The following is a 14,476-nucleotide window of genomic DNA, read 5'->3' on the forward strand; positions in this document are numbered from 1 at the left end:
ATTGATCAGGCCCCCGTCCGGGTAACGCCTCTCCAGACGGTGGGCGCCGCAGTCGACCGTGAGACGCCACCGCGAGACGAGAGGGTCACCGTGTCGAAGCACCACCAGCAGATCGCCTCTGCACTCCTCGAGCGCGCCGGTCGCACCTACGCCGACGAGGCCGGCATCACGCTGAAGAACACGCCCGCTCCCCTGTTCCAGCTCCTGGTGCTGTCACTGCTGCTGAGCGCAAGGATCTCCGCGGGCATCGCGGTGGCGGCCGCACGTGAGCTGTTCGCCGCGGGCTACCGCACACCGGCGAAGATGGCCGACGCCGACTGGCAGGATCTGGTGGACGCGCTCGGGCGCGGACACTACGTCCGCTACGACGAGAGCACCGCCACCAGGCTCGGCGAGGCCGGACGTAGGGTCGTCGACGACTATCAGGGAGATCTGCGCAGACTGGCCGATCGCGCCGACGGGGACGTGGACCATGCCGCCCGACTGCTGCAGGAGTTCACCGGGATCGGCCCCACCGGTGCCTCGGTGTTTCTGCGTGAGGTGCAGGATGTGTGGGAGTGGGTCGCCCCCTACTTCGACAAGCGTGCGCTCTCGGCCGCTACGGACGTAGGATTGACCGACGATCCGGCCGGCCTGGACGCGCTGGCCGACGGTCGTCGCGCGGTACTCGCAGCCGCGCTGGTGCGTGCGTCGCTCGACGACGATGTGCGGGCCGGCCTGCCCTGAGAAGTGGCCACACAACGGAACCTTTGGCACGCCGAGAGCAGTGACCGATACCACATTTCCGCTGTGCTATTCGTCACAGTAAATCCGATGTCGGATCGTGATCCGACACGCCCGAATCGCCGCGGTGCGCAGGGAATTCTCCGCAATCGCGCCCACGTTATCGGCGCGTGATCACAATCGTGCAGGTCACCGCCTCGATGTGACCTTCTCGTTATCACCTTGTACGGTCGCCACCGATCCCAAGATCAGCCGCCCAGCCAGCTACGGGGTGGCGATAGGAGGAACGATGACCATGAGCATGAAGAAGCTCGCTGTGCGCGCCGGAATCGTCGGCGCCCTGTCCCTGGCCCCGTTCGCTGCAGTCGCCGGCACCGCGTCCGCGAACAACTGGGACGCGGTGGCCCAGTGCGAGAGCGGCGGCAACTGGGCGATCAACACCGGCAACGGCTACTACGGTGGACTGCAGTTCTCGCAGAGCACCTGGGAGGCCAACGGCGGTAGCGGCAACCCGGCCAACGCATCGAAGGCCGAGCAGATCCGGGTGGCCGAGAACGTGCTCGCCACCCAGGGTGCCGGCGCGTGGCCACACTGCGGTGCCTACCTCTGACACCGAAAGCATTGACGCTGCGCGCGCATTGACACGCGCCACACAGCGCCCGTGATCGTGCTGCGGCCGTCGTCCCCGACCGGGGCGGCGGCGGCACGCGTTTTCGCCATCTACCCGCGTTCTCGACGCGTCATGAGCCGCGCGATGAGCGGGAACACCAGGACGGTGGTGGCGCCCGCGGCCACCAGAACCGACGCCAATTGCACCGACATCAGGTCGGCGGCGGTGGCAACCCCGGTGACGGCCACGATGATCGGCAGACCGGTCGCGGCGTACAGGGCGAGCTGGGTCCGTTCACGCGGACTCACCAGGTTGCTGCCGTGCTGCACGTAGCGCTCACTGAGCCACACCGGCAGACCCCGGGCCACGCCGATCGCCCCGACGAGCCCGAGCCACAACACCGGCTGCCCGAGAACGGCGGTCACATCGATGGACATTCCCGAGGCCACGAAGAAGACCGGGATCAGCACCCCGAAGCCGACGACCTCGAGCGACTTTCCGACCTCGTGGTTCTGCGGGCCGATGAGCCTCTGCAGGATCAGACCGGCGGCAAACGCGCCCAGCACCACGTCGAGATCGAAGACGGCAGCAACCGTCATGAGGGTCACCAGCAGCAGGAACACCACCCGGATCGGCAATTGAACTGTGCCACCACTCATCTCCGACACGGCATAGCGCACACCCGGAACGCGCTCGACGATGCGCTGGGGTACCGCGCCGATGAGCACGGCGGCGACACCGAACAAGATGAGCACGACGAGCGCACCGCCGACACTTCGGCTGGTGAGCAACAGCGACATCGCGATGATCGGCGCCAACTCACCGACCGCGCCGTGCGCCATCACCGATCGTCCCAGAGGTGTGTCGAGCAACCCGTCCTGCTTGATGATGGGTAACAGGGTGCCCAGCGCGGTCGAGGTCAGTGCGATGGCCACCGCGATGTGCGCGCTGAAGTTCTCCTCGGGTATGGCGAAGGTGACCGCGATCAGCGCGATCACGAGACCGACCAGCCAGGTCAGTCGCGCGACTCTGCCCGACGTCCCACCGAGCAGTTTCGGGTTCAATTCGTAGCCCGCCAGCAGGAACAACATACCCAGACCGAGTTCACTCAGGATCTGCACGCTGTCCACGTCGGCCAAGCCCAGCAGGTTGGGGCCGATCGCCATACCGCAGACCAACAACACCACCGCATCCGGCACGAACCCGCGGGAGATCCGGGCCACGATCGGCGACGCGACCGCGGCCACGGTGATCCAGAACAGTGATTCGATCGCGGAGGTATCGGCTGACGAGGATGCCTCGGCGATCACCATCACCCGGATATCCTGGCACATCGACGGGCGGCCAGCGCATTCGCAACGCTCACATCGCGCGCCCTGCGGACGTCGCCTCGCCTCGTCTCCGACCTGACCGGCCGGTAGGTGACAGGCTGATCGGGTCACATCGGATCAGCCCGGACGGGAGCCATGAATGGACAACTTCACCGACGATTCGGACGCCGCGGACGACGACCGGATCAGCTTGTCGATGTCGCTGTTGATGACGCCGGACATGGCGAACTTCACCGGCAACGTACACGGCGGTACCCTGCTCAAACTTCTCGATCAGGTCGCCTACGCCTGCGCGAGCAGATACTCCCGCCGGTACGCGGTGACCTTGTCGGTGGATCGGGTGATCTTCCGCGAACCGATTCGCGTGGGTGAGGTGCTCACCCTGTCCGCGTCGATCAACTACACCGGCCGGACGTCGATGGAGGTCGGCATCCGGGTGGACACCGAGAACGTGCTCACCGGGCAGCGCCGGCACACCAACAGCTGTTACTTCACGATGGTCGCCACCGATGACGACGGCCGTCCCCACCCGGTGCCGCAGCTGGTACCGCGCACCGAGGTACAGCGCCGGCGATTCGCCGAGGCCCAGGAGCGGCGCACGGCACTGCGGTCGGCCCAGTGACCGACTCGTCCGGCGGGTGTCGGGTGCGACCCGACCGGGTCAGTCCGCGGCTGTGTCGTCTTCGGCTGTGTCGTCCTCGTCCAGGGCGCTCACGGTGATGCCGTACGGCAGGAATCGCACCTTCCGTCGGGGATCGGTGTTGTGTTTGTTCGCCCGCAACGCGTCGATCTCCGAGGCGTAGACCTGCTCGACCCGGGCACCACCGTCATCGCTCACCACGAACACGGCCCACACACCGGTACCGGTCTCCCCCGCGGTCTCCGGCTCCCGCCGACGCGGGCGTGCGGTCTCCTCGAACAGGGTCGACCAGGCCGCGCCCTGGGCACCCGATCCCGACAGGAACTTCCCGACCATGTCGCGGACCCCGTCGGTGGCCTCACGGGCGAAGCGATCGAAGTCCTCCGGACTCATTCCGAACGGACCGTTGTTCTCCGCCATGTGAGACCTCCTCGTGCAGCGGGTCGGCATCGTAGCCCTGTGGTGTCCAGTGTCCACAGGTTTGGACGACTCCGCCACATCCGACGCCTGGCCGGCCTCGGGCGCGCGGCGAGGGTCTCGCGGCCGTGGCCGGTGGTCAGGTCCGACCCGCCGCCCAGTCGACCACCCGATCGGCAGTCCAGGTGGTGACGATGCGATCGGGATCGATGCCGAGATGTTCGGCGCGGTGTGCGCCGAGCGCCTTGAAATCGAGTTGGCCGGGGGCATGGGCATCGGAGTCGATTGCGAACAGACAACCGAGATCTCGCGCCAACTCGATGAGGTCATCGGGCGGATCGACGCGTTCGGGACGCGAGTTGATCTCGACCGCGGTGTGGTGTTCGGCGCATGCGCCGAACACCGCTCGCGCATCGAAGGTCGACGGCGGACGGGCTCCACGACCGGACCCGACCCGCCGGCCCGTGCAGTGGCCGAGCACGTTGACCCGCCGATCGCTGACGGCGGCCACCATGCGCCGGGTCATCGGGGCGGCGTCCATCCGGAGCCTGGAGTGAACCGATGCGGTGACGATGTCGAGCCGGTCGAGCATGTCATCGGTCTGGTCGAGCGTGCCGTCGTCGAGGATGTCGACCTCGATACCGGCGAGCAACCGGATCTCGTCGCCGAAACGGTCGTTGTACGCCTCGATCTCGCCGAGTTGGCGGCGCAACCGCTCCGCGCTGAGGCCGTTGGCCACCGTCAGACGCGGTGAGTGGTCGGTGATCGCCAACCACTCATGTTCCAGTACCGCTGCCGCCGAGGCCATCTCGTCGATGGTGGCACCGCCGTCGCTCCAGTCGGTGTGCGCGTGCAGATCGCCGCGCAGCTGTGCGTACAGCGAATATCCGCCCTCGGCCAACGATTCGGGCGCCGACTCCTGTAGTCGCCGCAGGTAGTCGGGAAGATCGCCGGCGACGGCCTCGGCGATCACCGTCGCCGTGCTCGGGCCGATCCCCGCGATGTCGGTCAGGGTTCGCGCGATCGCGCGGCGGTGCAGTTCCTGCGGCCCGACCTCATGCGCCGCGCGTGCTGCCCGGCGGAACGCCTCCACCCGATAGGTGATCTGCCGGTCACGTTCGAGCAGCCAGGCGATGCGGCGCAGCGCAGACACCGGGTCCACCGGGGCATCGAGCGCCGGCAGGCCTCTCACCGTGGGCCACCACCGTCACCGTCATCGTCGTCGGCGCGCGCCCGGGCCTCCGCGTGCCGCTGATGCAGCCGCTGCCGCACGTCGTCGGCACTGTAGGAGTTGCGCTGTCGTTGATCCCGGGCCACGAGCACGCCGCCGGCCGCCACGCCGACGGCGCCGGCGAGCCCCACCCATTTCCACGCGTTGCGCATGGCTCGAGGATAGTGGCTGTCCTACGCTGCTCTGGTGCGCACAGGTGAGGGAACCGGCGGGTCCGGGATCGAACTCGAGCGGGCGCTGGACGTGACCCGCACCGGCGACATCTGGCTGTTCCGCGGTCGCTCGGGACCGGATCGGGCCATCCGGACCCTGACCAACGCGCCGGTCAACCACGTCGCGATGACCGTTGCCATCGACGATCTGCCGCCGCTGCTCTGGCATGCCGAACTCGGCGACCGGCTCACCGATGTGTGGACCGGCCGCCACCACCGCGGTGTGCAACTGCACGATGCGCGCGACGCCGTGCGGCAGTGGATGGATCGGTACGACCAGGATTGTTGGCTCCGACAGCTGACCCCCGACATCAGCCGCGCCCAGGAGGACAGCCTGTTGCAGGTGATCGCGCGGCTCGACGGAACACCGTTCCCGGCGACCGCGCGGCTGGCCGGCCGATGGTTTCGGGGACGCGTACCCAACAGTGTCGACGTGGTCCGCGGCATCCCGTACCTCGATCGCCTCGCGCGCGACCGGCAAGCGCGCAGACACTCCCACGACACCGGACTGGAGTCGGCCTATTGCGCCGAGGTCGTGGCGATCACCTACCGCGACATGGGCGTGCTCGACGCCGCGAAGGACTCCAATTGGTTCGACCCCGGCCGATTCTGGAGCGGCGACCAACTACCGATGACGCCCGGTTTCCGGCTGGGCGCGGAAATCGAGGTGCGGCGCTGAGATCAGAGCGCAGCCTCCACCTCGGCGCGAGACAGGTCCGGGTCGCTGCCGAGGACGAAACTCGATTCGGTGTGCTCCACCGTGACACCGTCGGCGACCCGCGCCCGCGCCGCCACGAATTCGGGCAGGTCACCCATGGTCGCCTGCAGGCCGTTCAGCGCGCTCCACACCACGCTGCGCCGCGCGCGACGTTCGATGGGGTGCGGCGGCCGGTGCATAACCAGTTGGGCAGCCCACTCCGGCATGGTGTCGCGGATCGCCCAGTCCACCGCGGCCTGTGCCGGATTGGTCAGGTTCGAACCGGTGGCGACGGCGTTGCCGTGAGTGAGTGCGAGCCGCGGCAGGTACTCCGCCAGACACGCAAGGGTGTCGGCCTTCGTGGCGGGCAGGTCGACGCCGCCCAACGCATGCCCGACTCGAACGAACTCGCCGTAGTAGCGGTCGAGTTCCGCGCCACGCAGCGGACGCGGATGGTAGATCTCGTGCGCGGTGGCGATACCCCACACCACCGTGGCGTAGTTCCACCGGAGCCAGTCCGGATCATCGGCGTCGTAGACCAGTCCGTCGGGACGCGTTCCCTTGATGGTGTGATGCATCGCCCGCACCGTGCGGGCCAGTCGCTCGGCCGTCTCGCTCGATCCGTATGCGGTGCCGATGAAGAACGCCAGCGAATGACCCAACCGCACCGCAGCTCCGGCCGGATCGATCCGGCCGGTGGGTTCGCCGTCGGCGGCCTTCTCCACCAGACGCGAATGATGAACCCCCATCCAGAAGATGCTCGGGTCCAGACGTTCCAGATACGACGCGCACTGCAGACCGAAGATCAACGCCGGCGTGTGCTGGTGGACGTACCAGGTCGCACTGTCCGGGCCGAACCACCCCGGATCGCCCGGTGGTTCGTCGAACTGCATGCCCCGAAAGAACTTCGCCCGCACCATGTCGTCGAATCGGCCGTTGAGCCACATACCCATCAATTGATGCGGCAGTGGGAACTGCAGCGCCGTCGGGATCGGCGGCACCAGCGGCACTCGAGGAATTGACGGCGCGCTCAACGTCAGCGACATCGCACATCCTTCGGGTAGTCGGCCAGAATTGCTTCTCGGCTCCCACACTACGTTCTGGTGACAGCTGTGACCAGACTTGGTGTGAACCGGGTCGCCGAGGACGTACGCTTGGGCGATGTCCACCCCCACCCGCTGGGCAGGAGTTCCGCTCACCGACCGCCGGATCGAGCGACGCGGGCTGCTGATCGACGCGGCCTTCGACGTGTTCGGCACTCTCGGTGCCGCCGGCCTGTCGGTACGTTCGGTCTGCCGCGCATGTGACCTCAACACCCGCTACTTCTACGAGAGTTTCGCCGACACCGACGAGTTGCTCGGCGCAGCCTACGACATGGTCGCCGGCCGGCTCGCCGTCCGGGTGGAGGAGGCGATGTCGGCGGCAGGTCCGTCGGTACGGTCGCGGACGGCGGCCGGGGTTCGCGCCGTTCTCGGGTTCGGTTCCGACGATCCCCGGTGCGGGCGCATCCTGTTCACCGAGGGCCGCACCCACCCGGTCCTGGCCGCACGGCGCTCGGCCTCCCGGGACCTGCTCACGGAGCTGACCCTCGCCGAGACCTCCGCGGCGGCGCGGTCGGCACGCGACCCGCTCGCGCTGCACACCGGCGCCACCATGTTCACCGGGGCGATGGCCGAACTCGCCCACCAGTGGCTGGCGGGGAATCTCGGCGACGATCTCGACGCCGTCGTCGATCGGGCGGTGGCGTTCGTCCTTCGGTGAGCCGGCAAATCCCGGGGTGGGAATCTCTGATTTACCTGAGATTCCGACCAGTGTTTTGACAGTGAATCCGCAGCCCGATTCTTGCGGTCCTCTCATCCTGAGTGGGCATCGTGGTGTCGTGAACGCAACTCCTCCCGCCGATCCGGGTGATGCACACCCCGAGCACGGCGCCCCCGAGACCCCGCCGGCCACCGACCATGTCACCGAACCGGTGACCACTCCGTTTGCCGCGCACCAGTCCCCATACGCATCTGGGCAGCACCATCAGCCGTGGGTGCACGGACCCGCCGGCGGATACGCCACGACCTCGCACACCGCTGCGCACGCCACAGCCCACCACCCGGCCGGCCCGCAGAGCGCACCGGGGCGCCCCCGCGGCGGCGTGACCAAACCGATCATCGCGACCGCCCTGCTGGCCGGCCTGCTCGGCGGTGCGGTCGGGGTCGGCGGCAGCGCATTGCTGAACAACGACAGCTCCGGCTCGGTTCCGGTGCTGAGTTCGCAGCCCGACACCGCGAACAACGCCGCAGACGTCGCGCCCGGCTCGGTCACCTACGCGGCCCAGGTCGCGTCGAAGTCGACCGCCGACATCAAGGTCGCCGGAGCACAGGGCTCTGCGGTCGGCAGCGGCATCGTCCTCTCCCCCGACGGCTATGTGCTGACCAACAATCACGTGGTCGCCATGGCGGGCAGCGGCAGCACGATCCAGGCCACCACCAGCGACGGCAAGACCTACGGGGCCGAGGTGACCGGCACCTCGCCCTCCTACGACCTGGCGGTGATCAAACTCGACGGCGCATCCGGTCTCACACCGGCGGCGCTCGGCGACTCCGATGGACTGCAGGTGGGCGACCAGGTCGTGGCCGTCGGCAGCCCGGAGAATCTGTCCAACACCGTCACCTCGGGCATCGTGAGCGCGCTGTCGCGCACGGTGACCGCCGCTGACGAGAGCGGTTCGGGCGTCACCGTGTACAACGGTCTACAGACCGACACCCCGATCAACCCCGGCAATTCCGGTGGGCCGCTGGTGAATCTGAAAGGACAGGTCGTCGGCGTGAACTCGGCGGTCGACACCGGCCAGGCCGCCAGCGGTGGCGTGCAGGCCTACGGCCTCGGATTCGCGATCCCGGTCAACACCGCCAAACGGATCGGCAACGAACTGCTGCAGGACGGTCAGGCAACCAAACCCGTTCTCGGCGTCTCGGGTTCGCTCGCGGCGACCAACGACTCCGAGGACGGTGCGCAGATCTCCGCCGTGCAGTCCGGCGGTGCGGCCGACCAAGCCGGCATCTCCGAAGGTGACGTCATCACCAAGATCGGCGACACGCCGATCAGCAACTACGCCGACCTCATGGCTCAGGTCCTGACCCACACCCCCGGCGAGACCGTACCGGTCACCGTGGGTTCCGGCAGCGACGCCCGCACCGTACAGGTGACGCTGGACAGCGCGGTCGACAAGCAGCAGACCACGATTGCCGAATCCGACGGTCAGTCGAACCAGCCGCGGTCACCGTTCGGCGGTTTCGGCGGGCTCGTGCCCTGATACCCCGGGGAACGGGGCGGCTCCGTCGGTCACCGACCGGCGGAGCCGTTGTGCCGTCACCGGAGGGGGCGGCGTCCGCGCCTGCCGCGGAACCTCGTCAGCTGGGTCGTGCCCATTCGCCGCTTCCGGGAGACGACGGCATCACCACCGATAGTCGAGGAACTTGCCGTCGAAGGTCACCACCACTCGGTCGCCGTCGGGGTCGGCACGGCGCGCGACATCGACCTTGAAATTGATCGCGCTCATGATGCCGTCGCCGAACTCCTCGTGGATCAGTTCCTTGATCGCCGGACCGTATACGGCCAGCGCCTCATGGAATCGGTAGATCGTCGGATCCGAGGCCGCCGCGTCGTCGGCGACGCGCATCGGTTGGCGGGTGAGGCTTTCCGCGACACCCTCGCCGAGCCCGAGGACCTCGACCACGACAGCGGCCTTCTCCGCCGGCACCGGATGCTGCCCGAGCAACGCGGCGACCGTCCACACCACCGGTGCGTCGATCCGCTCGGCGATGTCGGACCACGTCAGTCCCTGCCGGATTCGCGCGGCAGTGATCAGTTCGGCGGCGTCGGCCTTGGGCATGATCGGGGCGGTCATCTCTCACTCCTCGTTCGGGTTCACTGTCGAGACCACCTTGCGACCTGGCGGCGGCATCCGCCACACGACGCCGGGCGCCGGTCGCACGTCGGGCACCCGGCCGCTGGGTACCCTGAGGATCGTGACCAGTCCACAGGCGCCGCAGAAGATGAAGATGCAGGAAGCCGCCAACCGGGTCGTCCGGGTGCTGCTCGCCACTCCGGGACTACATCGGGTCGTGAGTGGCCGGCTGATCACCTTGTACGTGGTGGGCGGCAAGTCCGGTCGGCGATACTCCCTTCCGGTTGCCTACACTCGACTCGAGTCGACGTTGCTCATCGGCACACCGTTCGGTTGGAGCCGGAACCTGCACAGCGGCAGCCGGGTCGAGGTGCGGTTGCACGGCCACCGCCTGCCCGCCGATGTGCAGGCATTCGCCGACGAGGCCGACGTGGTCGCGCACTATGCCGCGATCTGCCGGGACAACCCGCAATTCGCGAAGTTCAATCAGATCGGGCTCGACCCGAACGGCAACCCGGTCACAGCGGATCTGCACGCCGCGTGGCGTGCGGGCGCCCGCACGTTCCGGCTCACTCCGCGCTGAGATCGATCGGCCGACGTGGACCAGCACCGTGAAGGGCGTACGGGCCTCGCCGGACTGCCGGATCTCTGGCGTCGAGCCGCCGCACTGCTCGCGTTGGCCGGCATGGTCGTCTTCGGTGTGCTGTCGCTCGTCTTCGTGATCAACAGCGTCCTGGCCATCGTTGCGACCGTCGGCGGCCTCGCCCTCGCGGTGGGCGGCGCGTGGTGGGTGGTGACCGAACGCGATCGCCGGCGGATCTGGGGCGCGGCGGCGATCGCCGCCGGATTCGTCGTCATGACCTGGGCGATGGGCCATGCGCTGGTCGCGGCCGACGCCATCGTGCTACGCCTGATCATCGCCGTCGGCGTGCTCGGCGTGGCCGTGGCGAGCGCGCGCTACGCGCTGGCCCCCGATCTGCACGCGCTCGACCGTCGCCGGGACACACAGCGCCCACAGCGACCGGTTCTCATCTGCAATCCCCGATCCGGCGGCGGCAAGGTGGAGAGATTCGGCCTGCGTTCGGCGGCAGCCGAACTCGGTGTCGAGACCATCGAACTCGAGCCGGGCGGCAACCTCGAACAACTCGCCCGCGACGCGGTGGCGCGGGGGGCCGACTGCCTCGGGATGGCCGGCGGCGACGGCTCGCAGGCGATCGTCGCAGCCGTCGCCGTCGAACACGATCTGCCGTTCGTCTGCGTCAGCGCCGGCACCCGCAACCACTTCGCGCTCGATCTCGGTCTCGACCGCGACGATCCGCGCCGTACTCTGCTCGCCTTCCGCGACGCGGTGGAGCGACGGGTGGATTACGGCACCGTCAACGGTCGACTGTTCGTCAACAACGTGTCGCTCGGGGTCTACGCGACCATCGTCGCGGAGGAGTCCTACCGCGCCGACAAGGCCCACACCGCGGCGGCGATGCTCCCCGACCTACTGGGCCCGACCGCCCGACCCTTCGACCTGCAGTTGACCACCCCGTCCGGACGGCACGTCGACGGTGCCTTCGTGATCCTGGTGTCCAACAACCCCTACGTCGCGAACACCTCGCTGGATGCCGCGACCCGCCGCCGGATGGACACCGGCACCCTGGGGGTCATCGCCGTGTCCACGTCCACTGCCGCCGAGGCCGCCCGGTTGATGGCCAGGTCTGCGGTGGGATTGCGCAAGACGAGCCCGTTCTGGCATGAGTTCACCGCCGGATCGGTCGAGATCCGATCGCGCAGCGGCCATGCCGCCGCGGGTATCGACGGCGAGCCGGTCGAGCTGACCACGCCGCTCACCATCCGTTCCCATCCGCGCGGACTGCGCCTGCTGGTGCCGTCCGACAACGAGGCAATCGCCGCACGACGACAGGCACGCGAGGTGAACCTGCGGGCGCTGGTGGACGTGGCCGCAGGACGGCTACCGCGGCTCTGACCGGGGTGATGGCGCCCGGCCGGTCGGCGACTGACGGGTGTCCGGTTCGGGTAATCTGCCCGTGTGGACCTACTACGCAACGTCGTTGTTTTCCTGCACATCGTCGGCTTCGCGATCACCTTCGGCGCCTGGACCGCTGAGGCGGCGGCGCGCCGTTTCGGGTTCACCCGGCTGATGGAGTACGGGCTGCTGCTGTCGCTGGTGACCGGATTGGCACTGGCCGCACCCTGGCCGGCGGGAATCGAACTCAACTACGCCAAGATCGGCGTGAAACTGGCCATCCTGCTCGTCCTGGGCGCTGTGCTCGGCATGGGCAGTGCGCGGCAACGCCGGACCGGGCAACCGGTACCGCGCGCCATGTTCCTCGTCGCCGGGCTGCTGTCGTTGGCGGCCGCCGGCATCGCCGTGCTCTGGTAGCTGCGTCTCGACCCATCCGTGGGCCGATCGGCACCGAACCCCTGACGACAGCCCGACCGGAGACCCCGCGCCGGGCAACGGTGCGCACAGGAGGGTCATGACGGTCGCAGCCACCATCGCCGAGGCCGTCGAGCGGCATGTCAACGGGCCCTTGCCGGTTCATGTCACCGCATGGGACGGCAGTTCGGCCGGTCCTCGGGACGCGCCGCGGGTCGTCCTCTACCGGCCGGAGGCGCTCATCCTCGACGAGCACATGGCGTACTCGAGCGCCTATTGGACCTCGGACGATCCCGGTTACACCCTTGCCGACGCCCAGGCCGACAAACTCGCTCGGGTCTGTCGCAAGGTCGGTCTCGACACCCATCCCGGGATGCGGCTGCTCGACGTCGGGTGTGTGGCTGGGGCTCGCTGGCGCTCTACGCCGCCGAGCACTTCGGCGCCCACGTCGTCGGCGTCACGATCTCACGCGAGCAGAAGGCCTTCATCGACGCCCGGGTGGCACGCCGCGGCCTCGGCCATCTGGTGAACATCCGGGTGCAGGACTATCGGGCCATCCCCGACGCCGGGTTCGACGCGGTCACCTCCGTCGAGATGGGTGAGCATGTGGGACAGCGCAACTACCCGGTCTACGCACGGGTCCTGCACGACAAGGTGGTACCCGGCGGGCTCGTCTGCATTCAGCAGATGTCGCGGCCCGCGCACAACCATCCCGGCGGTGGGCCGTTCATCGAGGCGTTCATCGCCCCGGACATGTACATGCGCCCGGTCGGCCGTACCGTCGACCTCCTCGAGGCATCGGGTCTCGAGATCCGTGACGTGGAGGCGATGCGCGAACACCACGTCCGAACCGTCGACGCCTGGTACGAGACCTTCGAGAAGAACTGGGCCCGCGTCGTCGACCTCGTCGGCGAGGAGGTGGCCCGCGTGTGGCGCCTCTACCTCGTCGGCGGACGGATGGCGTTTCGCGACGGACGGATGGGCGTCGATCAGATCACCGCACGCCGGGCCGGCTGACCACCGCTGCGTCATAGCTCTTCCTGGTCGCCCCATGGGGTGAACACCGCACGTCACCGGCAACGTAGATGGGGTTGCCGTCCGATGTCGCCGGCGCTGCTACTGCCTAGCGTCAGAGTCGATCGGCGACGCCACCGATCAGCGAATCCGATACCCGGTCGACTCAGGAGGACGTCATGCGCACAGAGCAGATCGACACCGTCATCGTCGGCGCCGGCCAAGCAGGCCTGGCCACCGCCTATCACCTACGAAACCACGACCGGCCGTGCCTGGTGCTCGACGCCAACACACGGGTGGGGGATAACTGGCGACGCCAATGGGACAGTCTGCGGCTGTACTCGCCTGCCCGCTATGACGGCTTACCCGGTATGCCGTTCCCCGCCACCGGGTGGTCGTTTCCCGGCAAAGACGACGTGGCCGACTATCTGGAGGCCTACGCGCACCGCTTCCGGCTGCCGGTGCGGTTGTCCACCCGGGTGCGCAGCGTCGACCCCGACGCGCACGGAGGGTTCCTCGTCGACACCGACGCCGGCACTCTGGCAGCTCGGAATGTGGTGGTCGCGACAGGCACCTTCGGTCGCACCCCTGCGATTCCGGAGTGCGCGTCGGACCTCGATCCGGCGATCCTGCAATTGCATTCCAGCGAGTATCGACGACCCGAGCAGTTGCGTGACGGTCCGACCCTGGTGGTCGGGGCCTCCCACTCCGGCGCCGACATCGCCTACGAGGTCGCTGCGACGCGCCCGACCATCCTCTGTGGCCGCGACTGCGGCTCGATTCCGGTGCGCCCGGAGTCCTGGCAGGCACGGCTGCTGTTTCCAATGATGATCTTCGCGTGGCGGCACGTGTTGACCAGATGCACCCCCATCGGCCGCAAGCAGATGCCGAAGGTGCGGTTTCACGGCGCCCCCGCCTTGCGGGTCAAGCCCGCAGATCTGCGCGACCGCGATGTGACCCGGATCGAGCAACGGATCTCCGGTGCTCGTGACGGTCGCCCGGAAACCGCCGACGGTCAGGTGCTCGACGTCGCGAACATCGTCTGGTGCACCGGCTTCCGCCAGGTGTTCGACTGGATACACCTCCCGGTGTTCGGCCCCGACGGGTGGCCCGAGGAGATGCGTGGCGTCGTGGACGACGCGCCGGGGCTGTACTTCTGTGGCCTGTCGTTCCAGTACGCATTCAGCTCGATGGTGTTGCCCGGAGTCGGTCGCGACGCGGCCTATATCGCCGACCGTATCCACCGCCGGGCCGACGACGAGACAACCATCGAGCATCAATTGGCCTGAGGCGCCCATCGTCACCGCCGGAGGG

The 14,476-nt window shown here is 68.3% G+C and carries 16 protein-coding genes and 1 pseudogene; 11 read left to right on the top strand and 6 right to left on the bottom strand.

Features of this window, described 5'->3' with window-relative positions; all coding sequences use genetic code 11:
• Nucleotides 1–90 precede the first annotated feature (90 nt).
• Both NWF22_RS01735 and NWF22_RS01740 read left to right on the top strand, forming a co-directional pair.
• The gene (locus NWF22_RS01735) at nucleotides 91–726 is read left to right on the top strand and encodes an HhH-GDP family DNA glycosylase (RefSeq protein WP_160900900.1); all 636 of its coding nucleotides are present in this window, start codon (nucleotides 91–93) and stop codon (nucleotides 724–726) included.
• Nucleotides 727–1,012: 286 nt separating this feature from the next.
• Complete coding sequence (locus tag NWF22_RS01740) at nucleotides 1,013–1,333, top strand: transglycosylase family protein (protein ID WP_160900899.1); 321 nt, start codon at nucleotides 1,013–1,015, stop codon at nucleotides 1,331–1,333.
• 110 nt (nucleotides 1,334–1,443) lie between these two features.
• Here the strand turns inward: NWF22_RS01740 and NWF22_RS01745 are convergent, their stop codons facing one another.
• The gene (locus tag NWF22_RS01745) at nucleotides 1,444–2,646 is read right to left on the bottom strand and encodes a cation:proton antiporter (protein WP_160901431.1); all 1,203 of its coding nucleotides are present in this window, start codon (nucleotides 2,644–2,646) and stop codon (nucleotides 1,444–1,446) included.
• Nucleotides 2,647–2,803: 157 nt separating this feature from the next.
• On the opposite strand from NWF22_RS01745, the gene NWF22_RS01750 reads away from it, so the two are divergent.
• Entirely contained in the window at nucleotides 2,804–3,286 is a 483-nt protein-coding gene (locus tag NWF22_RS01750) for an acyl-CoA thioesterase (RefSeq protein ID WP_160900898.1), read from the top strand.
• Between the two features lie 39 nt (nucleotides 3,287–3,325).
• Here NWF22_RS01750 and NWF22_RS01755 read toward each other — a convergent pair whose 3' ends face one another.
• The 3 genes from NWF22_RS01755 to NWF22_RS01765 all read right to left on the bottom strand — a co-directional run bounded on the left by NWF22_RS01755 (nucleotide 3,326) and on the right by NWF22_RS01765 (nucleotide 5,104).
• Nucleotides 3,326–3,724, bottom strand: a complete 399-nt coding sequence (locus NWF22_RS01755; protein ID WP_160900897.1) for an Rv0313 family protein — start codon at nucleotides 3,722–3,724, stop codon at nucleotides 3,326–3,328.
• Nucleotides 3,725–3,860: 136 nt separating this feature from the next.
• Complete coding sequence (locus NWF22_RS01760; protein WP_160900896.1) at nucleotides 3,861–4,913, bottom strand: PHP domain-containing protein; 1,053 nt, start codon at nucleotides 4,911–4,913, stop codon at nucleotides 3,861–3,863.
• Complete coding sequence (locus NWF22_RS01765) at nucleotides 4,910–5,104, bottom strand: hypothetical protein (RefSeq protein ID WP_160900895.1); 195 nt, start codon at nucleotides 5,102–5,104, stop codon at nucleotides 4,910–4,912. The genes NWF22_RS01760 and NWF22_RS01765 overlap by 4 nt, the downstream gene beginning before the upstream one ends.
• 34 nt (nucleotides 5,105–5,138) lie before the next feature.
• On the opposite strand from NWF22_RS01765, the gene NWF22_RS01770 reads away from it, so the two are divergent.
• Nucleotides 5,139–5,843, top strand: a complete 705-nt coding sequence (locus NWF22_RS01770) for a guanylate cyclase (protein WP_258321293.1) — start codon at nucleotides 5,139–5,141, stop codon at nucleotides 5,841–5,843.
• 2 nt (nucleotides 5,844–5,845) lie between these two features.
• On the opposite strand, the gene NWF22_RS01775 is transcribed toward NWF22_RS01770, so the two are convergent.
• Nucleotides 5,846–6,907: an oxygenase MpaB family protein gene (locus NWF22_RS01775; protein ID WP_160900894.1), complete on the bottom strand. Its 1,062-nt coding sequence runs from the start codon at nucleotides 6,905–6,907 to the stop codon at nucleotides 5,846–5,848.
• A gap of 115 nt (nucleotides 6,908–7,022) precedes the next feature.
• On the opposite strand from NWF22_RS01775, the gene NWF22_RS01780 reads away from it, so the two are divergent.
• Both NWF22_RS01780 and NWF22_RS01785 read left to right on the top strand, forming a co-directional pair.
• On the top strand, nucleotides 7,023–7,622 hold the full coding sequence (locus tag NWF22_RS01780) for a TetR/AcrR family transcriptional regulator (protein ID WP_160900893.1): 600 nt from the start codon (nucleotides 7,023–7,025) through the stop codon (nucleotides 7,620–7,622).
• 118 nt (nucleotides 7,623–7,740) lie between these two features.
• Complete coding sequence (locus tag NWF22_RS01785; RefSeq protein WP_258321294.1) at nucleotides 7,741–9,165, top strand: S1C family serine protease; 1,425 nt, start codon at nucleotides 7,741–7,743, stop codon at nucleotides 9,163–9,165.
• 141 nt (nucleotides 9,166–9,306) lie between these two features.
• Here the strand turns inward: NWF22_RS01785 and cynS are convergent, their stop codons facing one another.
• Nucleotides 9,307–9,759: a cyanase gene (cynS, locus tag NWF22_RS01790; RefSeq protein WP_160900892.1), complete on the bottom strand. Its 453-nt coding sequence runs from the start codon at nucleotides 9,757–9,759 to the stop codon at nucleotides 9,307–9,309.
• Nucleotides 9,760–9,880: 121 nt separating this feature from the next.
• Between cynS and NWF22_RS01795 the strand changes: the two genes are divergently transcribed.
• From NWF22_RS01795 to NWF22_RS01815, 5 genes and pseudogenes are all read left to right on the top strand, one after another.
• A complete protein-coding gene (locus NWF22_RS01795; RefSeq protein ID WP_258321295.1) occupies nucleotides 9,881–10,342 on the top strand; it encodes a PNPOx family protein in 462 nt (153 codons plus the stop codon).
• Between the two features lie 15 nt (nucleotides 10,343–10,357).
• Nucleotides 10,358–11,734: a diacylglycerol/lipid kinase family protein gene (locus NWF22_RS01800; RefSeq protein WP_258321296.1), complete on the top strand. Its 1,377-nt coding sequence runs from the start codon at nucleotides 10,358–10,360 to the stop codon at nucleotides 11,732–11,734.
• A gap of 63 nt (nucleotides 11,735–11,797) precedes the next feature.
• Nucleotides 11,798–12,151, top strand: coding sequence for a Fe-S protein (locus NWF22_RS01805; protein ID WP_160900891.1), 354 nt, complete (start codon nucleotides 11,798–11,800; stop codon nucleotides 12,149–12,151).
• 97 nt (nucleotides 12,152–12,248) lie between these two features.
• Nucleotides 12,249–13,165, top strand: a pseudogene (locus NWF22_RS01810) (class I SAM-dependent methyltransferase).
• Nucleotides 13,166–13,341: 176 nt separating this feature from the next.
• Nucleotides 13,342–14,451 (top strand): flavin-containing monooxygenase, encoded by a 1,110-nt coding sequence (locus NWF22_RS01815; protein WP_160900890.1) that lies wholly within the window; start codon nucleotides 13,342–13,344, stop codon nucleotides 14,449–14,451.
• Nucleotides 14,452–14,476: the final 25 nt, after the last annotated feature.

Source organism: Gordonia mangrovi (assembly GCF_024734075.1).
Classification (GTDB): domain Bacteria; phylum Actinomycetota; class Actinomycetes; order Mycobacteriales; family Mycobacteriaceae; genus Gordonia; species Gordonia mangrovi.